Source organism: Cohnella lupini (assembly GCF_003386205.1).
GTDB lineage: Bacteria > Bacillota > Bacilli > Paenibacillales > Paenibacillaceae > Cohnella > Cohnella lupini.
Window position 1 is genome coordinate 1 of record NZ_QRDY01000041.1, and the last position, 25,370, is coordinate 25,370.

A 25,370-nucleotide genomic window follows, 5' to 3' on the forward strand; every position below is an offset into this window, starting at 1 on the left:
ACGCGTACCCATCCCGAACACGACCGTTAAGCCCTCCAGCGCCAATGGTACTTGGACCGCAGGGTCCTGGGAGAGTAGGACGTTGCCAGGCCGGAGAAACGAGAAAGCACCCATCGCTGGGTGCTTTTTTCGTGTTCCGTAGTCAATCATTTGTTATTGATGATAGTAGGATACTTCTTTGGATTCGAGCCGGACAACGCCATCGCCGCGTTCGCGGCGTAAGGATAACAGCAGCTTGATTCGAGGAGTAAGCAGCCAGAGGTGCCAATAAACCATGGCGATAACAAGAGATGAGTGAGCCCAGGGATAGAACAGCCCCGCGATGCAGCATCCAACGAGGAAGAGATGGAAGTGAAGTCGCCGGAAGAGCGATAATTGCGTATCTAGGATAGGTAGAGGACCGATCCAAGGCCAATCTCGCCGGAAGGTCCACCTTTTCTCCGACAGTTTGTCTACTCTTCGAACCGTAATTCTCAAAACGAGAGCATGAACGAGAAGCATGAGTACGACCCCGACCACCGTATAGACTAATCCGATCCATCCGTATATGAGATATAGAGCCGATACAACCAGGAGCGCCGTAGCCATGTAACTATACTTGCTCTCGGGACGTAGTGCTATTTTACGAATGAGCTTATAATGGTAGAAGGTTGCATCGCTTAACGCGGATGGGTTATCCAACCGATTGTATCCTCCCTTGCACGAAACGAGTTCTGTTCATTACTATCGGATAAATGCGGGCTTAATGTTATGTTTGGTATAGTTTTGTTGCTATGAATACGTATATTTTCATAGAATTCGGACATAATAGATGCATCAATAGGGAAAGGCAGGGATGTTCATGGAAGAGATTGAACGAAAAACCTGCATCGTGTGCAACGAACCGAAGGAAGAAGGCATCACCATCGTAACGGAATTTATTTGTACATCATGCGAATCCGAAATGGTTCATACTCCGGCGGAAGACGAGAAATATCCTTTTTTCGTCCAGAGACTTAAGCGGTTATGGGTTCGATTTCACGCTTGATAGAAGGGGCAACGAGCAATCGTTGTTCCTTTTTTGTTATTTGACTATAATGATAACGATTCGTAAAATATGGAAAATAAAACACGAGGTTGGCGAATAGGAGGAGGATGGATTGACGGTTACCCGAGATCATGCACCGCTTTACGAAGCTCTAGCGGCACATGCCCAATTACGGGCGCGATCTTTCCATGTGCCTGGACATAAGCAACATGCGCCATGGGGAGAAGTCGGTGCGCCGCCCTACTACTACGACTCTATACTTGAGATAGATGTTACCGAGTTGTCCGACACGGACGATCTTCATCATCCGGAGGGACCGATCGCGGACGCGCAGAAGCTTGCAGCGGACTGTTACGATACGGAAGAGACCCGATTCCTGGTTGGAGGCAGCACTGCGGGCAACCTAGCCATGATATTGGGAGTTTGCCATTCGGGGGATTTGGTCATCCTCCAAAGGAACGTACATAAATCGATCATACATGGCTTGATGCTTGCCGGCGTACGAGCCGTGCTGCTACCATCGGCCATCGATGCGTCGTCGGGCCTTGCGACTATACCGGAAGAACGATTGCTGCGAGAGGCCCTCGAGAAGTATCGCGGAGAGGCGAAGGCGGTTATCTTGTCATCCCCTAACTATTACGGAATGAGTCACGACCTGACCCCGCTGGTCAGACTTGCCCATGAAATCCATGTTCCCGTTCTCGTCGACGAAGCGCACGGGCCTCATTTCGGGTTTCATCCGGCGTTTCCGGAGACGGCATTGAGAGCGGGCGCGGATGTCGTCGTGCAATCGACGCATAAGATGCTAAGCGCGATGACCATGGGAGCTATGCTGCATATGCAAGGCGCACTTGTCCCTAGGAACGCCGTGAGACAAGCCTTAACAATGGTTCAAAGCTCAAGCCCGTCCTTTCCGATCATGGCATCGCTGGACTTGGCACGTAGGCAGTTGCATACGCAAGGGGCGGAGATGTTCCGTTCGGCCATGGAGGCGGTTAAACAAGCGACTAGAGGGCTGAGCGAAACTACTTATAGAGCTTTAGGGTATGGGGAATACGCAAGCGAAGGAATAGCGTATGACCCGCTAAAGCTGGTTCTGTTCGACGAATCCGGAGGATTGAGCGGATTTGAACTCAGGGATGAGCTAATAAGAAGAAAATGCATTCCGGAGATGGCGGATGCGCGATATGTGGTGCTTGCCTTCGGACCAGGATCCACATGGGAAGATGGCGACAGACTGAGCGATGCGTTGAGAGAGATTTCGCAAGCATCGCCGAACGGCCGCGAAAAGGGAAATAAGTTGACCGATAGAACACGAACGGCCTCGTCGTCGCTGGAAACATACGTAGTGCCAGACCCCGTTATTTTCGCAAGAGAGGGATTCGAATCACATGCGATCGAACTCGCCGACAGCGCGGGTTATCGATCGGCGGAATGGATTATTCCGTACCCGCCGGGCATTCCCATGTTGTACCCGGGAGAAGTCATTACCGAGGAGATTATAGAGCAGCTAAGACGCTGGAGACATGAAGGAGCACAGATTCAGGGGGCGCAAGATCCCGAGCTGGGGACGCTCCAGGTGAAGACGAATTTATGATAACGGACAGAGGAGAACGGGATGATACGTAACATGAAGGATAAGGATATACGCGCAATCGTAGCATGGATATCCGCACTAGCGGCGGTCGGCCTTATTATCGGACTCATCATGGTCTCTCCCGTTATCGGTACGGCGGACAGCGGCGATTTTGGACGAGTCCTTGGCGTAACGGGACTTGCGGTATTGAATCCGAACGAATCGTACGAGCAATTATATTTTCATTACGCTCATGGGCTTTTCGGTTATGGCGGGTATACGACCGGCGGATATGTTTCCACTCATGTCATTCTTGTCGCGTTAGCCGGAATAATCGGGAGGCTATGGAACGGGCAAGTATTCGATATTCGCGTATTGGGCGTTTGTTATTCCATTCTATACGTATGGGCAGTCTATTTACTGATTAGAAATGCTCCGAGAGCGAAGAAATTCTCCAATACTCTAATTGTAACCGCGGGACTAGCTATTAGCTTATTGTTCGTGTTCGGCGATATCGGATACCTTGCCTACTTTCAATCGTTTTTCGGGGAGCCGTATGCGCTCATTGCTCTGTTGCTTATGGTCGCTTCAGCCATGGCTATCGCTTCGTCCCCGTTACCTACGGGCAAACTGCTGGCGTTGTTCATAATAGCCGCAGTGGCTGTCGCTACTTCCAAAATCCAAAACGCGCCGCTCGGATTCGCGCTGGCGTTGTTGGCGTGGAGAATGCTTGGGCTAAGAGCGGATCCCAGATGGAGACGTCAGGTTTGGATGGGGGTAGCAATCATTTTCGTATGCTCCGCTCTTATGATCGTCGTGGCACCGGATCGGCTGAAGAATACGAACTTATATCAATCCATTTTTTACGGAGTATTGAAAGGTTCGAAGGACGTCGCCGGAGATATGAAGGAACTAGGCATCCCGGAGAAGTATTCCGTTCTTGCGGGAACGAATTATTTTCAGAAGGATACGGCCATTCCTCAGAAGGACCCCGTCTTGAGGAGGGAAGTCCTGGAGAAACTGAGTCATAAGGATATCGTCCTGTATTATTTGCGACACCCTTCGAGATTCATGGAGAAGCTCGATAAAGCTGCGGCTAATTCCATGTTTATTCGACCTCATTACCTGGGTAATTATGATCAATCCGCAGGGAAACCGCCAGGCGCCCTCTCTTACAAGTTCAGCGGTTGGAGTCAATGGAAGGAAAAGAACATGCCGCGCGACTCGGGATGGTACATCGGACTGTTTCTAGCGTATTATGTCGTATTGGGCAGTGTTTGGAGAAAGGCCTCCAGAAGGCTTAGATTGGCGGCGGAGACGTTGGCGGTCGTGGCCTTGGCGGGGATATTCTCTAGCGTCATACCGCTCATAGGAGACGGGGAGGCCGATCTGGGCAAGCATTTGTTTATGTTTAACGTTTGCTTTGATATGATGGTGATAAGCATATTTACGGGAGCGATCTACGGGTTAGTTAAGCTCGCGGAACGGAAAATCCGGATATAAGGGTTATCGTTGAAAGGGGAAAGCTTGGTGCGAGGCGGCATATTCATCACGATTGAAGGCGGAGAAGGAGCAGGCAAGACGACGCTGATTCACACTTTGGCGCATAAGGCGCGGCAAGAAGGATTCGAAGTGATGACAACCCGGGAGCCAGGGGGCATTCCGATTGCCGAAGCGATTCGCGAGGTGATTCTCCGAAAGGAAAATACGGCCATGGACGCGCGAACGGAAGCGTTGTTATACGCAGCGGCGCGTCGGCAGCATCTGGCGGAGAAGGTTATGCCCGCGTTGAAGGAAGGAGCGATCGTTATCTGCGATCGGTTCGTCGACAGCAGCTTGGCCTATCAGGGGCATGCTCGCGGATTGGGTCTTGAAGCGGTATGGGAGATCAACCGCTTCGCGATTGAAGGGTGCATGCCGGATTTGACGTTATATCTCGATCTGGACCCGGAAATCGGACTTAGAAGAATCGAGCAGAACGGGGAACGAGAGGTAAATCGGCTTGATCTGGAGAGCCTCGCGTTCCATCGCTCGGTTAGGGAAGGGTACCGATTGCTGGAATCCAAGTTTACGGAACGATTCGTAACGATAGACGCTTCGGAGTCCCGGGAACGGATAGCCGAGAATAGTTGGATAAAGCTGGAATCCAAACTGCGTTCGCGTAAAGAAATGAAGTAAAATAGAGGATTTTGGCGTATCCGTGTCCAATTTAAATAAGAAGCAGCAGACCCCATAAGATCAAGTTCAATAAAGTCGTACGGCTTTTTGAACCCCCTTTATCAAATCAGATTCGAGGAGGCCTGACCATGAAATTACTGATTGCCGTCATCCAAGATAAGGATAGTAACCGATTGTCTAACGCCTTGATCAAGGAAGGGTTTCGCGCGACCAAGCTTGCGAGCACCGGAGGATTCCTGCGAGCGGGCAACACGACGTTCTTGATCGGAATCGAAGACGATCGCATTCAAAGCGCATTGGACGTTATCAGAGCCAATTGCAAAGTACGCGATCAGCTGGTTACGCCGGTATCGCCGGTGAGCGGAGCGGCTGATTCTTATATTCCTTTCCCGGTTGAAGTGCAGGTGGGCGGCGCGGCCGTGTTCGTGCTGCCGGTAGAGCGGTTCGAACACTTCTAATTTCTAATGCGGTTGGGCGGTGAACGGAAATGAAAATCCAGACAGGATTCTATCCCGTCAACAAAACCTTGCAACGCGGAGAGACGCTAGCAAGGCCGACACAGGCGCAGAACTTCGGAGACCTCATGCAGCAGCAGGAGGAACAGAGAACGCACGAGGAGCTCCAGAGGAAGCTTGAGGACATCAGACTGCAAGGAGATCGCTTGACTCGTTCGATGACGATACGGGAATTGGTATTGTATCGGCAGATGGTTAAGGGGTTCTTGGAGGATACCGTAAAACGCGGCATTGCCCTGAAGGAAACGAAGGGGTGGGATCGAAGAGGCCGCGGTAAAAGATACAAGCTGCTGGAAGAAGTCGACTCTATGCTCGTGGGCATGGGCGAAGAACTTCTACAAAGCGAAGAGGGTAGAATAGATCTGCTTCATAAGGTCGGCGAAATTCGAGGAATATTGATTAATCTGGTATTCTAAGTTCGGCCAACCCTTCTGTGAATAGAGCGGATGGGTTGTTCGTAACGTAAGGGGTTTGCTTCATGGGTTTTCGAGAAGTGGTAGGACAAGATAGGGCGAAAGCTCTTCTTCAGAATGCGTTAACGGCGCATAGAGTCGCGCATGCGTATTTGTTCGCCGGACCGGCCGGTTCGGGGCGCAGAGAGATGGCAGGAGCTTTCGCCCAAGCCCTTTTCTGCGAGAGAGGCGGCAACGACGCATGCGGAGAATGCTTGGAATGCCGTAAGGTCATGCACGGAAATCATCCGGATCTGCATATTATCAGTCCAGACGGCGCCACAGTTAAGATAGAACAGATCCGCACGCTGCAAAGGGAATTAGCCTATCGAAGCGTTGGAGCGGGTTATAAAGTATATATTATCGAAGCGGCCGAGACGATGACCGTACAAGCTAGCAATTCCTTACTGAAATTTTTGGAAGAGCCGCCGTCTCCCGTCGTCGCCATATTGCTTGCGCCTAGCGCGCAAGCCGTTCTACCTACTATTTTATCGCGATCGCAGCTCGTTTCTTTCGTTCCAGGGGATCGGGAGGCATTGGAAAATGCTCTTGTACAAGAGGGGAAATCTCCTTTACTAGCACGCGCGGCGGTAAATCTGGCATCAGGTCTCCATTCCAGTAGAAAATTGGTAGAAGAGAATTGGTTTGCAGATATCCGAAACGTAGTGATACAATTAGGGAAGGAGAATCCAACCCGGTTCACTGCGAGTCTGCTTCAAGCGCAGCAGCAGGTATTTAAAACGGATCTCTCCGAACATGTCGAAATTTTGCTACAGCTGTTAGCTTTGTGGTATAGAGATATGATTTACGCAATGACCGACCGCCAGGCGCAGATGGTATTCCCCGACCAAGCGGAATGGATTTCGAAGCAGGCTTGGAGCCGGTCGATCCAATCTTGGGTCGCGGTAATGGAATCCGCGCTGACGGCCGCAAGACGAATAAAGGCTCACGTAGCGCCGCAACTAGCGCTCGAGCAATTTCTGGTGAACGTGCGGGAGGGATAGTTTTGTACGATGTGGTGGGAGTCCGTTTCAAGAAAGCGGGCAAAATCTATTATTTTGATCCCGCCGAGCATCCGGTATCCAAAGATCAGCATGTCATCGTGGAGACGGCGCGTGGCGTAGAATACGGCAAAGTCGTCGTCGGCCCGAAGACGGTAGGAGAATCGGACGTCGTCCTTCCTTTGAAGAAGGTCATCCGGGTAGCGGGAGATCCCGATGCGAAAGCAGTCGAGGAAAACCGCGGAGCCGCGAAGAACGCATTCACTGTCGGACTGCAGAAAATCAAGGATCACGCGCTTAAGATGAAGCTCGTGGACGTGGAATACACGTTTGACCGGAATAAGATCATCTTCTATTTTACGGCTGAAGGCCGCGTCGATTTTCGGGAGTTGGTCAAGGATTTGGCCGGCGTATTCCGTACCCGCATCGAATTGCGGCAGATCGGCGTACGCGATGAAGCTAAGATGCTTGGCGGTATTGGTCCGTGCGGGCGCGTACTCTGTTGTTCGTCGTGGCTTGGCGATTTCGAACCGGTCTCTATTAAGATGGCCAAAGACCAGAACCTGTCGCTGAATCCAACGAAGATATCCGGATTATGCGGGCGTTTGATGTGTTGCTTGAAATACGAGCACGACAATTACGAGAGCGCCAAGGAAGAAATGCCTGCGGTAGGCAGAATGGTCGTAACTTCCATGGGCGAAGGCAAAGTCGTAGGCGTCAACATCGGCAGCCGCAGCGTGCATGTACAATTGTTCGATTTGGGTAAAGTGAAAGAATTGCCATTTGACGACGTCGTCCTGAAATAGTGATGACTTCGCGCGACCGACGTCGACGGAGATTAGACACAATCGGATGCCTTGAGGTGGATAGTTGTTCATGAAAGACATTTTCCTTCGCGTGGATGAACTCGAATCGCATATAGGAAACGTACATGCCGACTTCGGGAATCTCAAGCTGAAGATCAAGGAGCTCTTGGAAGAAAACCAGCGGCTTCTGATTGAAAATCAGCAGTTAAGAAAAGTGCTAAAGCGGGAAACAGAGCCCGCTGCAGCCCAAGATGAGGCGGAAGAACCGGCTGCCGTCAAGGGCGATAAAACTCCTTTAGCTATGGCTGTTGGCGAAGGATATGACAATCTAGCCCGTCTGTACCATGAAGGCTTCCACATTTGCAACGTATATTACGGTCATCTGCGAATGGAAGGCGATTGCTTGTTCTGCTTATCCTTCTTAAGTAAATAAGCTCAACCATCGAACTTAATAAACCGAGCAAGAACCGGGAGCGCATCCCGGATCTTCTCGGTTTTTTTGTTGGGTTGAAGGATTAGAACTGGCAGAATGCTGTGAAATAAAGTAAGCTAATGGGCGTGGAACAATAGAGCTTCGATTGGAGGCCGGCATCATGAATGAAGCAGATCAGACCGCAAGCGGCATTCTGCAAGCAGGAGAGAGATTAGACGACTTACTTACGCATAACTTGAAAATCATACAGAGTCCTGAAGTGTTCAGCTTCTCGCTGGACGCGGTACTGCTCGCCAGGTTCGCAGGAGTGCCGCCCAAGGGGCGAATTCTTGATCTGTGCACGGGCAACGGCGTTATTCCGTTGTTGTTGACGACTAGAACCGGCGCGGCGATCGACGGCGTCGAAATTCAGCCGCGATTGGCGGATATGGCGCGAAGAAGCGTTGATCTAAACGGGTTATCCGATAAAATCAAGATCGTGGAGGGCGACCTCCGAGAATGGAGAACGGAAGGGGAGCCTTATGACGCCATCACGGTCAATCCGCCCTATTTGCCCTTGCAAAGCGGAGATCGCAAGGAAAATCATCATCAAGCGATGGCTAGGCATGAGATAGGCTGTAAGCTAGAGGACGTAATCGCCGCCTGCGCGAGATCCGTTCGAATAGGCGGCCGGGTATCGATGGTGCATCGTCCGAGCCGATTAGCGGACATTATAGATACGATGCGCCGATATCGGCTGGAGCCGAAGAGAATCCGATTCGTCCATCCCCGTAAAGAAGCGGAAGCCAACATGGTGCTGATAGAAGGAACGCGAGACGGAAAACCGGAAGTCAGGCTTTTGCCGCCTATTATCGTATATGAGGATAGCGGGGAGTATACGCCCGAGCTGCTTGCCGTATTCTATGGGGAATCCGCGGAGCTTCCCGATTTCAAGCGCCACAACGGACGAGCCCCGACAACAAAGGCACAGAGAGACGGGGAGGAGGCAGGAAAGTGACGACCGAAATTAACGAACAAGAACAAGAGAAGACCGAACAGGCTTCGGTTCAACGCAGCTTCGCCGCGCGCGAAGCACCTGGAACCTTGTATTTGGTGGCTACGCCGATCGGCAACCTGGAGGATATGACGTTCCGCGCGATTCGCACGCTGAAGGAAGTACAGATCATCGCGGCGGAGGACACCCGCCAGACCCGTAAGCTGCTGACCCATTACGACATTCAGAACAGGCTTGTAAGCTACCACGAACATAATCGGGAGGCAAGCGGCCCCGAGTTAATCAGATTGCTGCTCGAAGGCCAGCATATCGCGTTGGTCAGCGACGCCGGCATTCCGGCCATATCCGATCCGGGAGCGGAGCTTGTCAGGGATGCGGTGGAGCAAGGGATTCCCGTCGTTCCGATACCGGGAGCCAATGCCGCATTGTCGGGATTGATTATATCCGGATTGCCGACGGACAGGTTTCTATTCGTGGGATTCCCGCCTCGGGAGCGCAAGGGGATGAACAAGCTTCTGGACGGATTGGAGAAAGAGAGCGGCACGTTGCTCTTCTACGAATCGCCGCACCGATTGAAGAAAACGCTGGCGGTCATCTCGGAGCGATGGAGTGGACGTAAAATGGCTGTCGTGAGGGAGCTAACCAAGCGCCACGAGGAAGCGATTCGGGGAACGGTGACGGCATGCTTGGCCCATGTAACGGATAACCCTCCTCTTGGAGAGTGTTGTATTATAATAGAAGGAACGCATTCGCAAGGGGCGGGATCGCAAGTCTCGGGAGAGCCGGATAACGACCAATGGTGGTTCTCGATGACGTTAGCTCAGCATGTTGCTCATTATGAAGCATTGCAGATAAACCGCAAGGAAGCCATGAAAAAAGCAGCCGTGGATCGCGGCATATCCAAGCGGGACGTCTATCAAGCTTTGCTAGAAACAAGCGACGAATAACAGAGGATCCGCTCGTCGCTCCAAGCGCAAAAAAATCCTCCCGATAGTAATATCGGGAGGTTTGCAAGGAGTATAAAAAGGTTGGAATTAACAATTATTAGAATACAATTTTCATTATAAACTATTTTCTTTAATTTGTCACAGGGGAAGGCAAATCCTTCAAACATTCTCTGCAAACAATTTTTCCTTTGAAGTAGGTTACGTTCTCCGCATTGCCGCAGAAGATGCAAGCAGGCTCGTATTTTTTAAGCATGATGCGCTCTCCGTCCACGTAAATCTCGAGAGCATCTTTTTCTCCGATACCGAGCGTGCGGCGTAATTCGATTGGAATAACCACCCGTCCCAATTCATCGACTTTCCGCACAATACCTGTAGATTTCATCATTTGGTAATACCCCTCTCATAAGGTTAAAATAAAAACAAACGGACCATCGTATGTAGAGTCTGTCCGTATTCGCCAGCATTCGACAAAGTTCTCTGTTTTCCGATTTCTATCGTACCAACCATTCCCAAAAAAGTCAACCCGAAATGCTAGATTTCTAACAATAAAAAACCTGTAAATCCTATTAAATAAGGTGATTCGAGAAAGGGAGACAGGCGAAAGGCAGGAATAATAAAGGAAGGCGCAATTCGACATTATTCGACAAAGTTCGATGTTTAAGCTTTGATTTTGTCGAATAGTGACATTCTAAGGAGGTGGAACTTATGCATAAGGAATTGCCAGAGGAGAAGGTTTTCAAGGATCCCGTGCATCATTCCGTGTACGTACAGGATGCGACGATCTGGAAGCTCGTCAACACGCCGGAGTTCCAGCGTCTCAGAAGAATACGCCAACTAGGCACCTCCTATCTAACCTTTCATGGAGCGGAGCACAGTCGGTTTTCCCATTCCTTGGGCGTATATGAAATTACAAGAAAAATAATTTCACAATTTGAGCGTAATCGATACTCCGACTGGCCGCAAGAGGAAAAATTATTAAGTTTGTGCGCATCCCTTCTGCACGACGTCGGTCACGGACCGTTCTCCCACTCGTTGGAGCAAATTTTCCACACCGATCACGAACAGTGGACTTGCGAGGTCATTCTCGGAGACACTGGAATTAATCGCGTGCTGCGGGAAGTGGACCCTGGATTTCCGGAGCAAGTGGCGTCGGTTATCCGCAAGAAATACGAGAAACCGATAGTCGTTAATCTCGTTTCCAGTCAGCTGGACGCCGATCGTATGGATTATTTACTGCGCGACGCTTATTTCACGGGAGTCAATTACGGAACATTCGATCTCGATCGCATACTTCGCGTACTTCGTCCATATAAAGGGAAGATCGTGGTGAAGGAAAGCGGTATGCATGCCGTCGAGGATTACTTGATGTCCCGGTATCAGATGTACTGGCAGGTTTATTTTCACCCGGTTACCCGAAGCTCGGAAATCGTTCTTCGACAAATTTTCCGAAGGGCAAGCGAGCTGTACCGTTCAGGGTATGAATTCGCATTCATGCTGTCGCCGATAAACGAGTTATTAGCGGGTTCTATTACGCTACAGCCTTACTTGAAATTAGATGAAGCAATGGTTCAGACGACGTTCGGACAATGGGCTGATGAGAAGGACGAGCTTCTGTCCGACCTATGTAGAAGATTCCTGAACAGGGAACTCTACAAATACGTACCTCTCGAGAGCGAGGATAAGATTTGGTTAGAGGACGTCCGTCAGGAATGGCGGAGAATCGGGCTTAATCCGGATTACCATCTGGAGATCGATACGCCCATGGATTCGCCGTACGATGTCTATAAACCGGGTGCGTTGCCTGATGAAAAAGAGAAGCCGCCGATCCTGCTTCTGGACGAGCAGGAGCAATTGACGGAAATATCTGTAAAGTCGGATATCATTCAGTCGATCGCAGGACTTCAGCGCGGGAAATACTACATTTACTACCCTCAAGAAATGGTACTCCCGCACGTGCATTTGCTCAGTCCGGAAACGCGCAAGAAATTATCTATATAATAGAAGGAGACAACTTCCGACATGCTAATCGACACCCATGCGCACCTGGATTCTCCTAAGTTCGACACCGATCGCGAAGACGTCATTTCCCGCGCGCTCGAGGCCGGTATCGACACGATCGTCAATATAGGATTTAACCGCGAAACGATTCCTTCAACCATGGCATTAGCGGAAAAATACGAATTTATTTACGCCGTCGTCGGATGGCACCCGACGGATGCCGTAGACATGAAGATCGAAGAGGATTTGGCATGGATCGAAAGCCTGTGCGGCCATCCCAAAGTCGTCGCGATCGGCGAGATCGGACTCGATTATTATTGGGATACCTCGTCCAAAGAGATTCAGCATACCGTGTTCCGCGAACAAATCAAGCTGGCCAGACGTTTAAACAAGCCGATCGTGATCCATAACCGCGATGCGCACGAGGATATCGTCAAAATACTTAAAGAAGAGAAAGCCGAAGAGGTCGGCGGAATCATGCATTGCTACTCCGGAAGCTGGGAAACTGCCAAAAAATGCCTCGATATGAACTTCTATATTTCCTTCGGAGGGCCTGTTACTTTCAAGAATGCCCGGGTTCCGAAAGAGGTATTGGAAAGGGTTCCAATGGACCGATTATTATTGGAAACCGATGCTCCTTATTTAACTCCTCACCCCCATCGCGGGAAGCGGAATGAGTCGGCTTACGTACGTCTGGTCGCGGAGACGGCAGCGGAGATAAAAGGCGTTTCTTTGGAAGAAATTGCTAAAATAACGAGCGAAAACGGACGTCGCTGTTTGGGGATATCGAGATAATTGGAAGATACGGGAGAAAAACGGACCGGGACGAAGAAAAAACTAGCATTTGTTTAAGATAATCTTAAAGTTCAGGGCAATTTCAGCTAAAATGAGGAAATTCGTCCGAAGCACCGTCTTTACACCTTAGATGCGTAGAGGTTATTATCATCAACAGAAGTTCGAATATGACATTCCTTTTCCAGTGCGCTTAATTTCCCTAACGGGAGAGTGGGGGACCCAACGCGAAGGCGATCGGCAACGATCCGTCCAATGCGGTCCGAGCAATCTTGGGGTGAATTTCGCAAGCGGCATCGACGCGTCTCTATCTGAGTAATTCGTCATGTTAAGCAGCGAATAGGGCAACTCTCTTTGTCCGAATCCGACAGCTAACCCCGCAAGCGTGATAGAGAGAGGTCAACCTCGTGCCGCGATAATCCTTTTATTCTTCTATGCGGAAGCCACGAACAGGTCCTCTGTCTCGATGGCTTTTTGTGTTGAAAAAAAGGGTTGTGAAAGCTCGTAAATACATACGGGTCTGCACGAACTGGATAAGGCGGCGCTTGAATTACGGTCTTAATCTGCGGATGAAGGCAGCAAACGAAGCGTCGTTAACCATTATGGATTAGTCGCGTCAGACAAGTATCATGCATCACAGTCTACGGCGGGGCTATGGAGGAGGAGCGAGAAAATGGGCGTTATTCCTATCGAGGAAACCCATGATCCACGACCGACCGGCAAGCTTTTCGCACTGCGATGGAAGCATGAGCATTTGCGCTTCGCGATATTAGGCGCAATTCTCGTTTTTGCCATCAGTATCATGTTCGTGTCGTTGTTGCAGAAAGCAGCCAGCAAGAACATTACGATTATCGATAACGGAGTTTCAACCGTTATTACGACGCAATCTTCCAATCTGCTTGGATTGCTCGAAGAGCATGACATTAACGTAGGTCCCTACGATCGACTGTCTTTGTCGCCGGACGACAAGCTGGAAGAAGGAAGCCAGATCGTCATTGATCGCGCCAAGGGAGTTACGGTAAAAGCGGACGGCCAACTAGCAACCACCTACACGACCGAACAAACGGTTGGGGGAGTCATAAGTTCGTTGAACATCAAGCTGTCTGATCAAGACCGGATTAATCCGGCGTTGAATAGTCCCTTGCAAGAGGGAATGACCGTATCGATCGTTCGGGTTCGTAAAGAAATCACAGAGACCAAGTACCCGATCGAATTCAAAGTCGTGCAGAAGAAAAACGAAGAACTCGAAACAGGTAAGCAGAAGGTCGTCACGACCGGCAAGAACGGGCTAGTCGTATTCAAGACCGAACGGGTCTACGAAGACGGCAAGCTGGTGAGCCAGGAAATGGTCGAGAAAACCGTCGCTCAGCCTGCCGTGCATCAGATCGTGGCTATCGGAACGAAGAAAAAGCCGGAAGTCGTGACGCTTTCCTATAACGGAGCTCCTTCCGCCGCAGAAGCCAGAACGGTTAAGCTTAACGGGCAAAGCGTTAAAGTGAAGCGCATGCTCAGCAACGTCACGTTGACGGCTTATTCGGCGGATTTCGCGTCCACCGGCAAGTCCGAGGGAGATTCAGGGTTCGGAGTGACTTCCTCGGGTGCGGTCGTAAAGGAAGGGCGCACGATCGCGGTAGATCCTAGAGTCATCCCTATCGGTTGGTGGGTATACATCGACGGCATTGGATTCAGAAGAGCCGAAGACACGGGCAGTGCGGTTAAAGGCAAGAAAATCGACGTTTATTACGATAGCGAATCGCATGCCAATAAGTTCGGAATGAAGCGCGGGTATAAGGTTTACGTAATCGGTCCGGTAAAACCTTCGGCGGATTAATCCGAAGTTAGACGTTACAATCGGGAAGAAGCGGAGATGCTTCTTCCCGATTTTTGCGTAATTACGCAAGTTCGCCTCACTTGCCGTGATGCCGAATCTCGTATACGCTTGTAGGAATGGCTGTATAAAGGCGGTATGAATATCCATGATTCGAGAAATGATTGTCGTTGAAGGCAAAGACGATACGACGGCCATCCATAGAGCCGTCGGTGCCGATACGATCGAAACAGGCGGTTCCGCGATCGGAGAAGAGGTGCTGCGTCGCATCGAGCTTGCGCAAGCCCGCAGGGGCGTTATCGTGCTCACCGATCCGGATGCTCCCGGCGAACGAATTCGCAAGATCGTGACCGAGCGCGTGCCTGGCTGCAAGCATGCCTTCTTGACGAAGGACGAGGCTAGAGGCCGCAGGGGCATCGGCGTGGAGCACGCATCGGACGCGGCGATTCGCAGGGCGCTTGAAGGCGTTCGCAGCCCCGAAGGCGATTCCGGGGAGCTAGGCGAGATAGAGTGGGGCGACCTGATGATCACGGGATTAATCGTGCATCCTTCCTCCGCAAGGCGCAGGGAACGAATGGGAGAGCTGCTCGGGATCGGGTATGCGAACGGCAAACAATTTTACAAGAGATGTCTCATGTTCCGGATTACGCGGGTCGAGTTTCTGACGGCGCTGGAACAGCTGGAGCGGGAAGGACTATAAACGAGCATGAAGAAAACGACCGAGAAGAACGGAGGGGGCAAGAAATACGGCCCCCACACCAAGCCTTACGAATATACCAAATCCACGCAGAAGCCCGAAGGAACCGACACCAGAGGCGCCGGAGCGCCGGTAGACTTCTTGAAAGAAATCGCAACCTCGGGCCGTACTCGCGATATCATACGCAAGCACGGCTTCAAGTTCAAGAAGAGCTTGGGACAGAACTTCCTGATCAATGCCGAGGTGCTTGATCGGATCATAGACGCGGCGGGATTGGACGAGACTCGCGGCGCTCTCGAGATAGGTCCGGGTATCGGCTCTCTCACGGAGCGATTGGCGAAAGCTGCCGGCAAAGTAGCCGCGGTCGAAATCGACAGGCGACTTATTCCTATTTTACAAGACGTAATGTCTCCTTATGCCAACGTGAGCATCGTCCATAGCGATATTCTGAAGACGGATTTACTGCAGCTTTGGAAGGAGCAATTCTCAGATTATGCGGGCGTGAGCGTTGTTGCGAATCTCCCTTACTATGTAACGACTCCGATCATCATGAAGTTGCTGGAAGAGCGTCTGCCTTTAGAAAATATTGTCGTCATGGTCCAGAAGGAAGTGGCCGAGAGAATGGCCGCCAAACCGGGCGGCAAGGATTACGGCAGCTTGAGCATCGCCGTCCAGTATTATTGCGAGCCCGAGTTGGTATGCATCGTGCCGGGTAAAGCCTTCATTCCCGCGCCTAACGTGGAATCCGCGGTCATCAAGCTGAAACGCCGGACAGAGCCTGCCGTAAGCGTGCCTGACGAAGCCAAGTACTTCCGCGTCGTTCAAACCTCGTTCGCACAGAGACGGAAGACGATCGTCAACAATCTCTCGGCTTTCTCGGGCAAGGAGCGTAAAGGGGAGTTGTCGGAGTTGCTCGTGCAATGCGGCATTCAGCCGGAGCGGCGCGCGGAGACGCTTTCGTTGCAAGAATTCGCGACCGTATGCGATGCGCTGACAAAAGCCGGCATGCTAGAAGCGAGAAACGGAAGTCCCGACTGAGATCAAAAGCGGGCTTTTTGAACTACCTTTTACCGGACGCGCACCCATGCTCCCATCCCTCCATAGGATACACGAAGAGGTGATTGGCCCATGAAGCAGGGGGATTTAGTCATACGTAAATCCTATGGCGGAGATGTATTGTTCCGGGTTGCGGCTTTCGCGGCGAACCAAGCCGTGCTTAGAGGCATGGACTATCGACTGCTCGCCGACGCGCCCGTCGAAGACCTCCAGACGGTGAGAAATCCGGACGAGCTCGGCGGGACTCGCCAGGCGCGCATACAAGCTAACGAGTCATTCCGCAGAATGAACGAGGCGCGTAACCGGAACAACGCGCGAACGGGGTTTAGCTCCGTCGCGGACGACAGGAGGCAGCCATTCTTCGAGCTGCCGGGCAAAGTCCTTCATCTGGACGGAGATGCCAACTATCTGAAGAAAAGCATGCAAGTATACGGGCAATTAAACGTTCCCGCCGAAGGCGTTCATTGCCACGAGTCGCAAATGCCGCAGATCCTGCTTCGGATGCTTCCCCAGGTTCACCCGGACATCGTCGTCATTACGGGCCATGACGGGGTGCTTAAGCAAAGGGAGGACCTGCAGCAGTTAAGCAGCTACAAGAATTCCTTGAACTTCGTGCAGGCCGTCAACGTGGCTAGGGACTATGAGCGCAACCGCGATTCGCTCGTCGTTGTCGCCGGAGCCTGTCAATCCCACTTCGAGGCGCTGCTTCAAGCGGGAGCGAACTTCGCGAGCTCACCGGGAAGAATCATGATCCATGCGCTGGATCCGGTGTACGTGGCGGTGCGGGCTTCATTCACTCCCTTCCGGGATACGATCAATATTACGGACGTCATCGCGCATACGATCAGCGGAAGGCAAGGCGTTGGCGGAATTGAAACAATGGGGCGATATCGGATCGGGGTTCCGAATACGAAACCCGTGATTTCGGATCAAAATGTGAACATTGTGTGACTAAAATCAAGAGATCTTTGGAAAAAGCCTAGACTAGCAAGGAAAATGACCGTTGACACGAAATCAGCATCGTTGATATAATATTCTGCTCATTTGACACCTCCCCTGTTTTTAGTTATAATTTACAGGGAAAGAGGTGGTAGTGGATCATGGCTAAAAACGCGCTTCTAGAGATCAAACGAAGCCTGGAACCGCACGTCGGCTCCAAAATCATGCTCCGCGCCAACGGTGGACGCCGCAAAACCATCGAACGCACGGGCGTATTGGAAGAAATCTACCCATCGGTTTTCATTGTTAAACTGGATCAGGAACAGCACGCGTTTAAGCGGGTTTCGTACAGTTACGCTGATATTTTGACTGAATCCGTGGAAGTTATGCTGTGCAATGACGATGGCCAGGTTCGCATCAACTATTTATCGCACTGACACGGTTAATTGTACGGGCAGCATGGCGCTAAGCGCTGTGCTGCCCGTTTTGCATGTTTATGTCCCGTTCAAGGCATCCTAACGTCGAACTCTTAATGTTTAGGGTAGGAGGCGAAGGGATGAGCAGAAGAAGGAGCGTCATGTCCGAGCAGTTCAAGGAGGAGCTGGCCAAGGACCTGGGATTCTACGATAAGGTAGAGCAGGAAGGCTGGGGCGGAATCACTACCAAGGATGCCGGCAACATGGTAAAGCGGGCAATCCAGATCGCCGAACAGGCGGCGGCAAGGTCGTCGCAGCCCTAGGCATAGCTGTATCTAGGAAGGGGTTGCGTTCCCGAACGGAGGGAGCGCGACCCCTTTTTCGCATTTATAGACGCTGTTTGTTATAATATGTAAAGGTTTTTAGGCCGACGTTTCGGGAAGCGGTGATGGGATTGTTGAAGATTTATGAGAAGGCGCCAGCCAAAATCAATTTAACTTTGGATGTATTAAAAAAAAGAGATGACGGCTTCCACGAAGTGGAAATGATCATGACGATGGTCGATCTGGCAGACCGCCTCGAGATGGAAGAATTGCCGCGGGATCAGATCGTATTATCCAGCCAAGTAGGCTTTATCCCTTTAGACGAGAAGAACCTCGCCTTCCAAGCCGCGAGATTGATTAAGGAGCGGTATGGAGTCAAGCGAGGCGTATATATCCATTTGGACAAGCAAATTCCGGTGGCAGCGGGTCTAGCGGGCGGGAGCAGCGACGCTGCCGCGACCTTGAGGGGTCTTAACCGGCTATGGAACCTAGAGCTCTCGGTAGATGAGCTGGAAGTGCTTGGCGCCGAGCTAGGGTCTGACGTACCCTTCTGTATCAGAGGGGGCACGGCACTCGCTAGAGGACGCGGCGAGAAGCTTGAGAGCATATCCCCGCCTCCGCAGTGCTGGGTCATTCTGGCGAAGCCGCCGATCAACGTATCCACTGCCGACGTATACGGCAAGTTCCGGGTCAACGACGTGAAGGAGCATCCTTCGATACCGAATATGCTGGATGCGTTATCGAGACAGTCCTTTCCGGACATGTGCGCCTCCCTCGGCAACGTGCTTGAATCGGTGACGCTTAATCGCTATCCGGAAGTCCGCCAAATCAAAGATTGCATGATCAAAGCGGGAGCCGACGGGGTGCTTATGTCCGGCAGCGGACCCACGGTATTCGGACTCGTATCGAAAGAGATCAAAGTCGCTCGGGTCTATAACGGCTTAAGAGGCTTCTGTAAAGAAGTTTACGTGGTAAGAATGCTGACATAGAATAGGGTTTCATGTGAGATCGGAGCCGTTCTTCTTGATCAAACCCGTATAAAAATGTTATGATACTCCTAAAATATTCGGATTTGGACGGGAGAGGGGAACGTGAAGAAGTTGAAACGAAGCGCAAGGCTCGTGGAAATGACGCAATATCTATTGGCCCGTCCTCATACGTTAATTTCCCTAACAGCATTCGCCGAACGGTATCAATCGGCTAAGTCATCGATTAGCGAAGATTTGGCCATTATCAAAGAAGTATTCGAGGATGAAGGAATTGGGGAACTTAATACGTTGGCGGGTGCCGCAGGCGGCGTAAGATTCGTGCCTAAGTGCCGCAAAGACCAAGCTTTGGAGAAGATGAGATTGATCTGCCGCGAACTGGAGCAGCCGGAACGGCTTCTGCCGGGCGGTTATCTATATATGACCGATTTGTTGGGACAGCCTGCCATGATGCAAGAGGTTGGGCGGATGTTCGCCACCGCGTTCGCGGATCGCCATATCGACGTCATCATGACGGTGGAAACGAAAGGAATACCGCTTGCGCATGCCACGGCGCAGTATCTGAATCTTCCCGTCGTCATCGTGAGACGGGATCATAAAGTGACGGAAGGTTCCGCGGTAAGCATCAATTATGTATCGGGTTCTACCAAACGGATACAGACGATGTCGCTTGCCCGTCGTGCGCTTAAAGAAGAATCGCGGGTATTAATTATCGATGACTTCATGAAAGCGGGCGGAACGATACAGGGAATGGTGGATCTGTTGTTCGAATTTCGTGCGGTCGTCGCCGGAGTCGGCGTGTTCGTGGAGTCGGGCGAGATAGATAACGAAGAACGACTGCTTCATGACTACGTCTCGTTGGCGCGATTAACCGAAGTCGATTTGAAAACCCGTCAGATTATCGTCCAACCTGGTAATTTTTTCTAAATGAAATAGCTATATAGAGCTAGGAGGAACATCAATGGCACTCAAAATTGTTTCAACTCCGGATGCACCGGCGGCTATCGGTCCATATGCTCAAGCGATTCGCTCGGGCGACTTGTTGTTTACTTCAGGTCAGATCCCGTTAACTCCCGCGGGCGAGCTGGTGGTCGGAACGATTCAAGAGCAAACCCATCAGGTTTTAACCAACTTGAAAGCGGTTTTAGCGGCCGAAGGTGCAAGCTTCCGCGATGTCATCAAAACGACCGTGTTTTTGAAGGATATGAACCAATTTTCCGAGTTTAATTTGGTGTATGCAAGCTACTTCGGAGAGCACACTCCGGCACGCTCAACCGTAGAAGTAGCAAGGCTTCCGAAGGATGTTTTTGTCGAAATAGAATTGATTGCGGCGATATCTGTCGAAACTGTCAGGAATTAAAAAATAATTTCAAAATTAGAAGTGGTTTTTCCATATTTAAGAAGGAATTTGCATCGATTTGTGGAATATTACACCAAGTCTTTCTGATGGACAAAGGTGGTGAACACAGGTGCAAATTACAGACGTGAGACTCCGCCGCGTCAATTCGGAGGGGCGCATGAAAGCCATTGCTTCGATCACGATTGATAACGAATTCGTCGTACACGACATTCGCGTAATCGATGGAAATAATGGTATGTTCGTCGCTATGCCGAGTAAACGGACTCCGGATGGAGAGTTTCGGGATATTGCTCATCCGATTTCTTCCGGCACGCGCGAGAAAATTCAAGCTGCGGTTTTGGCTGAATACGAGCGGGCGGCGCAAGAAGAAGAAGTAATGGTCGAAGGGGCTTAATCATGTACATTTTTGAAAAGAGAGCCCCCGCAGGCTCTCTTTTCATTTGGATAAGAATAAGCTATGATTCTGAAGGAGTTTAATGTTGCGGATGCGCGATGAAAGGGGCTATTCACCCAATGAAGAAGATGGCGATCGTGCTTGCCGCCGGACAGGGCAAGCGCATGAAATCGAAATTATATAAGGTATTGCATTCCGTTTGCGGCAAACCGATGGTCAGCCACGTGCTGGATGCGGTTAGGGGCGCTTCTTGCGAGCGAACGGTCGTCATCGTCGGTCATGGGGCGGAGGCCGTTCAGAGCACGCTTGGAGATTCCGTCGAGTACGCGTTGCAAGCCGTACAGCTCGGCACGGGCCACGCGGTCATGCAAGCGGAATCGCTGATCGCTGACGAAGATGGCGTAACGGTCGTCATTTGCGGAGATACGCCGCTCGTTCGGAAGGAAACGGTAGAAGCGATGATCGAGCTTCACGTAGCGCAAGGAGCCGCGGCGACTATTTTGACGGCCGAATTGGCCGATCCGACGGGCTATGGCCGAATCGTCCGCGGCGCGGATAATGGCGTGCTTCGAATCGTCGAGCACAAAGACTGCACGATGGCAGAGTCGGCGATCAAGGAGATCAATACGGGAACATATTGCTTCGATAATAGGAAGCTGTTCCAAGCGCTCAAGCAGGTAACGAATTCGAACGCGCAGGGCGAGTATTACTTAACCGACGTTATCGGTATTCTGCAGCTCGAAGGAAACGGAATCGTTGCTTGTCTCGTCGAAGATTCGTCGGAAGCAATTGGGGTAAATGATCGTATTGCGCTTGGAGAAGCAGAGAGATTGATGCGTTTACGGATAAATACGGGCCATCAGGTGAACGGAGTGACCTTCATCGATGCAGCGCATACGTATGTCGAGGCGAACGTGACGATCGGATCCGATACGATTTTATATCCGGGGACCGTGCTACGCGGCCAAACCTCGATCGGCGCAGATTGTATCATCGGTCCTTCCACGGAGCTAACGGATACGATCGTCGGCGATGGATCAACGATTCGGCAGTCCGTGGCGGAAGGTGCGGAGCTCGAAGAAGAATGCAACGTTGGGCCGTTCGCTTACTTGCGTCCAGGCACGAAGCTCGGCAGGCACGTGAAGATCGGCGATTTCGTAGAGATTAAGAATACGGTTATCGGAGAGCATAGCAAAGTTCCGCATTTGAGTTATGTCGGAGACGCGTTGGTCGGCGCGCACGTGAACATCGGCTGCGGCGCGATTACAGCCAATTACGACGGGTATAATAAATCGAAGACGGAGATCGGCGATCATGTGTTCGTTGGCAGCAATTCCAACTTGATCGCTCCCGTGAAGATCGGAAACGGGGCTTATATCGTAGCCGGTTCGACGATCACGCATAACGTTCCGGATAACGATGTGGCGATAGCCCGCGAGCGTCAAGTCAACAAGCCGGGCTATGCGGAGAAACTTCGCGCGCGCGCGAAAGCCAAAAAAGAAAAAGAAACCGAATAAACAAAGGCGGGTAAAAAATGGCTTATTCGGATCCAACATTGAAGATTTTTTCTTGCAGCTCCAACCCCAAGCTAGCGAAGGATATCGCGCGTTATATCGGCTTGGAGCTGGGAAATGCGCAAATGAGCAAATTCAGCGACGGGGAAATCCATATTCGGCTCGACGATAGCGTTAGAGGAAGCGACGTCTACGTCATTCAATCGACTTCCGCGCCCGTCAACGACCATTTAATCGAGCTTCTCGTCATGGTAGACGCGCTAAAGCGGGCTTCCGCTAAGACGATAAATGTCGTTATGCCCTATTACGGATATGCGAGGCAGGATCGCAAGGCGCGATCCCGCGATCCGATTACGGCGAAGCTGGTCGCTAACCTGATCGAGACGGCCGGTGCGCACCGGGTAATCGCAATGGATTTGCATGCGATGCAGATTCAGGGGTTCTTCGATATTCCGGTCGACCATCTGCTTGGAGTACCCATTCTCGGAGATTATTTCCACGAGAAAGAATTGCCTTCGCCAGTCGTCGTGTCTCCGGATCACGGCGGAGTCGTTCGGGCGCGCAGATTGGCCGATACGCTTCAGGCGCCGCTGGCTATTATAGACAAGCGCAGACCCGAGCCCGGCGTCGTTGAAGTGATGAACATTATCGGGGACGTATCCGGACGTACCGCCATTCTGATCGACGACATCATCGATACGGCGGGCACGATAGCATTAGCGGCGAACGCGCTGAAGGAAGCGGGGGCAAAGGATATCTATGCATGCTGCACGCATCCCGTTCTATCCGGACCGGCCATCGAACGGCTTGAAGCCTCTCCAATCGTCGAGATCGTCGTAACCGACACGATTCCGCTTGCGGAGCCTATAGCCACTTCCAAAATGAAGGTGTTGTCCGTTGCGCCGCTGATAGCTGAAGCGATCGTGCGTATTCATGAACAGCAATCCATTAGCAAACTGTTCGAGCCGCACGTTTAATGTTTAACGAACTCCTCCATAGGGTAAAACTAGTGCATACGCATTGGATTCGATCCTCGGGAGGTATTCATAATGAGTACGACGCTGCAGGTACAAGCTCGCGAAGCAACAAGCAAGGGCGATTTGAGAAAGATTCGATCCTCTGGGTTCGTTCCGGGAGTCGTCTACGGCAAAGGGTTGGATAGCCCTACGCGAATTTCCGTGGATGGCAAGGATCTTTCGGCAATGTTGAGAAGCCACCCCCATGCCGTCATCGAGATCGATATTCCCGGAGCCGGGAAACATCCCGTCATGATGGCGGAGCTGCAGAGGGATTCGCTCTCTCGCCAAGTTACGCATATCGATTTCCGTCGCATAAATATGAACGAAAAGATAACGACTTCTGCCCGTCTGGACGTTACCGGAACTTCTCCGGGCGAGAAAGAAGGCGGAATGCTTCAAATGATCCTTCACGAAATCGAGATCGAATGTTATCCGAAGGATATCCCGGATTCCATAACGGTGGACGTCAGCGGGCTTGAGATGGGCGAGAATCTTTCCATTAGCGATCTAACGTTGCCAAGCGGAGTCGAAGCCAAGCAAGATCCGGAGACGGTTATTATAGCCGTTCTGGCTCCTCAGAAGGAACGTACAGAAGACGAAGTGGACGCGATCAACGACGAGACCGAAGAGAATCGGAAGCAACACGAAGCGGCCGTGGCCGTGGAGAAGGATGTTTGATTCGAGGTTCACACAAAGAGGCAGTACAGGGGGCTTGTCCTGTACTGCCTTTTTTTATCGATATGCTATTAATAACCCGGACGAGAGACGAAGGTAAATTGCTTGCGATTGTAGAAAATATTATTGACCTGAACGAATTCTTTGCCATAATATTCGATGAACCCGATATCGCTATGACGTCTGCCGCAATAAATTTGCACTGGAACCTCTGAAGACATATGATCTAGGAAATGCCTATCATCATAAATCATCTGGCCGTTCATGTACACATCAATTCACCTCTCTTTCGCTTAAGACTCTGTACTATTTAGGACACATGAGAGACAATAATCGTTGCATATCGTCAAAATATTTTTTTTAACTATCGGAAAGTATAAATTTAGGGGCTCTTTATTGGAGGATGAAAATCGTAATGCGTTGGATAGTGGGCTTGGGAAATCCCGGCGCAGCTTATGCGAACACGAGGCATAACGCGGGATTCATGGTAATAGACGAGTTGGCCCGCAGACTGAACGTCGAAGTGGGCACGCAAAAGTGCAAAGCGCTGATTGGAGAAGCGAGAGTAGGAGACTCGAAGATCGCGCTGATTAAACCGATGAATTACATGAACCTATCCGGAGAGTCGCTTAGGGCGTTCATGGATTATTACAAAACGAAGCTTGAAGACCTCGTCGTCGTTTACGATGATCTTGACACGGAAGTCGGACGAATTCGGCTGAGGTATCAAGGTAGCCCAGGTGGGCATAACGGAATCAAATCCATTATTCAGCACATGGGGACTCAGTCCTTCAATCGCGTAAGAGTGGGTATCTCGCGTCCGAAGCCGGGAATGGTCATATCCGACTACGTGCTCTCCCCGTTCGCCAAGGCGGAGCAAGCGGATTTACGGAAGTCGATAGAGGAAGCGTGCGATGCCATCGAATTCTCCTTGAACAATCCCTTCGATCAGACGATGGCTAAATACAACGTCAAGGCGTAATGCCGTACGCTTAAAAAAGGGATGTTACGGGAATACTGAAGGAAGAGGCGGGAGCTACCGCATATCCTTACTTCAGGAGGCATACATATGGCTGTAAACTATATTTGCCGGCATTGCAGCATGTCGCTCGGAAGCTTCGAGAACGTCGATGTCCCCGAATATCGGTTGGGTTTGCATTTCTTGACCCCCGAAGAGCGAAAGCGTATAATAGCGTATAATTCCAACGGGGACGTGACCGTACGGGTAATATGCGAATATTGCAGCCAGACCTTGGATGCTCATCCCGAGCTTGCGCTGTTGTCCAACCCGCTGCAATGATCGCCGAAGCTTCGCGTTCCGACATTATCAAGGAGTCCTTGGCATGTGCGAGGCCACTGAAGAACTAACTGTTTTAATTTAAGCCTTAAGATGAGCGAAGAAAAAGACGACTTCTACTCCCTAAAATTGGGATATAAGTCGTCT

At 51.1% G+C, this 25,370-nt stretch carries 31 protein-coding genes, 1 rRNA gene and 1 riboswitch; of the genes, 29 read left to right on the forward strand and 3 right to left on the reverse strand.

Annotated features, from left to right (window positions below; all coding sequences use genetic code 11):
* Positions 1-91 (forward strand): 5S ribosomal RNA (gene rrf / locus DFP95_RS27735); the annotation flags it as partial.
* A 62-nt stretch (positions 92-153) separates the two neighbouring features.
* On the opposite strand, the gene DFP95_RS27740 is transcribed toward rrf, so the two are convergent.
* The gene (locus DFP95_RS27740) at positions 154-681 is read right to left on the reverse strand and encodes a transposase (RefSeq protein ID WP_115995928.1); all 528 of its coding nucleotides are present in this window, start codon (positions 679-681) and stop codon (positions 154-156) included.
* A gap of 160 nt (positions 682-841) precedes the next feature.
* Between DFP95_RS27740 and DFP95_RS27745 the strand changes: the two genes are divergently transcribed.
* The 11 genes from DFP95_RS27745 (at position 842) to rsmI (ending at position 9,929) form a co-directional block, all read left to right on the forward strand.
* Positions 842-1,027: a sigma factor G inhibitor Gin gene (locus DFP95_RS27745; protein WP_115995955.1), complete on the forward strand. Its 186-nt coding sequence runs from the start codon at positions 842-844 to the stop codon at positions 1,025-1,027.
* 112 nt (positions 1,028-1,139) lie between these two features.
* Positions 1,140-2,624 (forward strand): aminotransferase class I/II-fold pyridoxal phosphate-dependent enzyme, encoded by a 1,485-nt coding sequence (locus DFP95_RS27750; protein ID WP_115995929.1) that lies wholly within the window; start codon positions 1,140-1,142, stop codon positions 2,622-2,624.
* A 21-nt stretch (positions 2,625-2,645) separates the two neighbouring features.
* Complete coding sequence (gene wsfD / locus DFP95_RS27755; protein ID WP_115995930.1) at positions 2,646-4,106, forward strand: glycan biosynthesis hexose transferase WsfD; 1,461 nt, start codon at positions 2,646-2,648, stop codon at positions 4,104-4,106.
* A 27-nt stretch (positions 4,107-4,133) separates the two neighbouring features.
* A complete protein-coding gene (gene tmk, locus DFP95_RS27760; protein ID WP_115995931.1) occupies positions 4,134-4,781 on the forward strand; it encodes a dTMP kinase in 648 nt (215 codons plus the stop codon).
* A 128-nt stretch (positions 4,782-4,909) separates the two neighbouring features.
* Positions 4,910-5,239: a cyclic-di-AMP receptor gene (locus DFP95_RS27765; RefSeq protein ID WP_115995932.1), complete on the forward strand. Its 330-nt coding sequence runs from the start codon at positions 4,910-4,912 to the stop codon at positions 5,237-5,239.
* A gap of 29 nt (positions 5,240-5,268) precedes the next feature.
* Positions 5,269-5,712, forward strand: a complete 444-nt coding sequence (locus tag DFP95_RS27770) for a YaaR family protein (RefSeq protein ID WP_115995933.1) — start codon at positions 5,269-5,271, stop codon at positions 5,710-5,712.
* A gap of 62 nt (positions 5,713-5,774) precedes the next feature.
* The gene (holB, locus tag DFP95_RS27775) at positions 5,775-6,752 is read left to right on the forward strand and encodes a DNA polymerase III subunit delta' (protein ID WP_115995934.1); all 978 of its coding nucleotides are present in this window, start codon (positions 5,775-5,777) and stop codon (positions 6,750-6,752) included.
* A gap of 2 nt (positions 6,753-6,754) precedes the next feature.
* Positions 6,755-7,555: a PSP1 domain-containing protein gene (locus tag DFP95_RS27780; RefSeq protein WP_115995935.1), complete on the forward strand. Its 801-nt coding sequence runs from the start codon at positions 6,755-6,757 to the stop codon at positions 7,553-7,555.
* A gap of 70 nt (positions 7,556-7,625) precedes the next feature.
* On the forward strand, positions 7,626-7,988 hold the full coding sequence (gene yabA / locus DFP95_RS27785) for a DNA replication initiation control protein YabA (protein WP_425453334.1): 363 nt from the start codon (positions 7,626-7,628) through the stop codon (positions 7,986-7,988).
* A 160-nt stretch (positions 7,989-8,148) separates the two neighbouring features.
* Positions 8,149-8,985 carry a tRNA1(Val) (adenine(37)-N6)-methyltransferase gene (locus DFP95_RS27790; RefSeq protein ID WP_115995937.1) on the forward strand — a complete coding sequence of 279 codons (837 nt, stop codon included), beginning with the start codon at positions 8,149-8,151 and terminating at the stop codon, positions 8,983-8,985.
* On the forward strand, positions 8,982-9,929 hold the full coding sequence (gene rsmI / locus DFP95_RS27795; RefSeq protein WP_245988030.1) for a 16S rRNA (cytidine(1402)-2'-O)-methyltransferase: 948 nt from the start codon (positions 8,982-8,984) through the stop codon (positions 9,927-9,929). Before DFP95_RS27790 ends, rsmI begins: the two co-directional genes overlap by 4 nt.
* 130 nt (positions 9,930-10,059) lie before the next feature.
* Here the strand turns inward: rsmI and DFP95_RS27800 are convergent, their stop codons facing one another.
* Entirely contained in the window at positions 10,060-10,314 is a 255-nt protein-coding gene (locus tag DFP95_RS27800; RefSeq protein ID WP_027086730.1) for an AbrB/MazE/SpoVT family DNA-binding domain-containing protein, read from the reverse strand.
* A 320-nt stretch (positions 10,315-10,634) separates the two neighbouring features.
* Between DFP95_RS27800 and DFP95_RS27805 the strand changes: the two genes are divergently transcribed.
* The 15 genes from DFP95_RS27805 to DFP95_RS27875 all read left to right on the forward strand — a co-directional run bounded on the left by DFP95_RS27805 (position 10,635) and on the right by DFP95_RS27875 (position 23,929).
* Entirely contained in the window at positions 10,635-11,927 is a 1,293-nt protein-coding gene (locus tag DFP95_RS27805) for an HD domain-containing protein (RefSeq protein ID WP_115995938.1), read from the forward strand.
* A gap of 21 nt (positions 11,928-11,948) precedes the next feature.
* Complete coding sequence (locus DFP95_RS27810) at positions 11,949-12,722, forward strand: TatD family hydrolase (protein WP_115995939.1); 774 nt, start codon at positions 11,949-11,951, stop codon at positions 12,720-12,722.
* A gap of 177 nt (positions 12,723-12,899) precedes the next feature.
* Positions 12,900-13,120: riboswitch (cyclic di-AMP (ydaO/yuaA leader) on the forward strand.
* A gap of 272 nt (positions 13,121-13,392) precedes the next feature.
* Positions 13,393-14,550, forward strand: coding sequence for a resuscitation-promoting factor (locus DFP95_RS27815; protein ID WP_115995940.1), 1,158 nt, complete (start codon positions 13,393-13,395; stop codon positions 14,548-14,550).
* Between the two features lie 145 nt (positions 14,551-14,695).
* Positions 14,696-15,247, forward strand: a complete 552-nt coding sequence (rnmV, locus tag DFP95_RS27820; RefSeq protein ID WP_115995941.1) for a ribonuclease M5 — start codon at positions 14,696-14,698, stop codon at positions 15,245-15,247.
* 6 nt (positions 15,248-15,253) lie between these two features.
* A complete protein-coding gene (rsmA, locus tag DFP95_RS27825; RefSeq protein WP_115995942.1) occupies positions 15,254-16,282 on the forward strand; it encodes a 16S rRNA (adenine(1518)-N(6)/adenine(1519)-N(6))-dimethyltransferase RsmA in 1,029 nt (342 codons plus the stop codon).
* A gap of 90 nt (positions 16,283-16,372) precedes the next feature.
* Positions 16,373-17,251, forward strand: a complete 879-nt coding sequence (yabG, locus tag DFP95_RS27830) for a sporulation peptidase YabG (protein ID WP_115995943.1) — start codon at positions 16,373-16,375, stop codon at positions 17,249-17,251.
* A gap of 149 nt (positions 17,252-17,400) precedes the next feature.
* A complete protein-coding gene (gene veg, locus DFP95_RS27835; protein WP_115995944.1) occupies positions 17,401-17,676 on the forward strand; it encodes a biofilm formation stimulator Veg in 276 nt (91 codons plus the stop codon).
* Positions 17,677-17,795: 119 nt separating this feature from the next.
* On the forward strand, positions 17,796-17,978 hold the full coding sequence (locus DFP95_RS27840; RefSeq protein ID WP_115995945.1) for a small, acid-soluble spore protein, alpha/beta type: 183 nt from the start codon (positions 17,796-17,798) through the stop codon (positions 17,976-17,978).
* A 134-nt stretch (positions 17,979-18,112) separates the two neighbouring features.
* Entirely contained in the window at positions 18,113-18,967 is an 855-nt protein-coding gene (gene ispE, locus DFP95_RS27845) for a 4-(cytidine 5'-diphospho)-2-C-methyl-D-erythritol kinase (RefSeq protein ID WP_115995957.1), read from the forward strand.
* 102 nt (positions 18,968-19,069) lie between these two features.
* A complete protein-coding gene (gene purR, locus DFP95_RS27850) occupies positions 19,070-19,891 on the forward strand; it encodes a pur operon repressor (protein ID WP_115995946.1) in 822 nt (273 codons plus the stop codon).
* 34 nt (positions 19,892-19,925) lie between these two features.
* Positions 19,926-20,324: a RidA family protein gene (locus DFP95_RS27855; protein ID WP_115995947.1), complete on the forward strand. Its 399-nt coding sequence runs from the start codon at positions 19,926-19,928 to the stop codon at positions 20,322-20,324.
* 109 nt (positions 20,325-20,433) lie between these two features.
* Positions 20,434-20,718: a septation regulator SpoVG gene (spoVG, locus tag DFP95_RS27860; protein ID WP_115995948.1), complete on the forward strand. Its 285-nt coding sequence runs from the start codon at positions 20,434-20,436 to the stop codon at positions 20,716-20,718.
* A gap of 119 nt (positions 20,719-20,837) precedes the next feature.
* Positions 20,838-22,235: a bifunctional UDP-N-acetylglucosamine diphosphorylase/glucosamine-1-phosphate N-acetyltransferase GlmU gene (gene glmU, locus DFP95_RS27865; protein WP_115995949.1), complete on the forward strand. Its 1,398-nt coding sequence runs from the start codon at positions 20,838-20,840 to the stop codon at positions 22,233-22,235.
* A 17-nt stretch (positions 22,236-22,252) separates the two neighbouring features.
* Positions 22,253-23,209, forward strand: a complete 957-nt coding sequence (locus DFP95_RS27870) for a ribose-phosphate diphosphokinase (protein ID WP_115995950.1) — start codon at positions 22,253-22,255, stop codon at positions 23,207-23,209.
* Positions 23,210-23,281: 72 nt separating this feature from the next.
* Positions 23,282-23,929 (forward strand): 50S ribosomal protein L25, encoded by a 648-nt coding sequence (locus DFP95_RS27875; protein WP_115995951.1) that lies wholly within the window; start codon positions 23,282-23,284, stop codon positions 23,927-23,929.
* 68 nt (positions 23,930-23,997) lie between these two features.
* Here the strand turns inward: DFP95_RS27875 and DFP95_RS27880 are convergent, their stop codons facing one another.
* Entirely contained in the window at positions 23,998-24,192 is a 195-nt protein-coding gene (locus DFP95_RS27880; protein ID WP_174887700.1) for a hypothetical protein, read from the reverse strand.
* Between the two features lie 149 nt (positions 24,193-24,341).
* On the opposite strand from DFP95_RS27880, the gene pth reads away from it, so the two are divergent.
* Together pth and fin are read left to right on the forward strand one after the other, a co-directional pair.
* A complete protein-coding gene (gene pth / locus DFP95_RS27885) occupies positions 24,342-24,908 on the forward strand; it encodes an aminoacyl-tRNA hydrolase (RefSeq protein ID WP_115995953.1) in 567 nt (188 codons plus the stop codon).
* An 87-nt stretch (positions 24,909-24,995) separates the two neighbouring features.
* Positions 24,996-25,226, forward strand: a complete 231-nt coding sequence (fin, locus tag DFP95_RS27890; RefSeq protein WP_115995954.1) for an anti-sigma-F factor Fin — start codon at positions 24,996-24,998, stop codon at positions 25,224-25,226.
* Positions 25,227-25,370 lie beyond the last annotated feature (144 nt).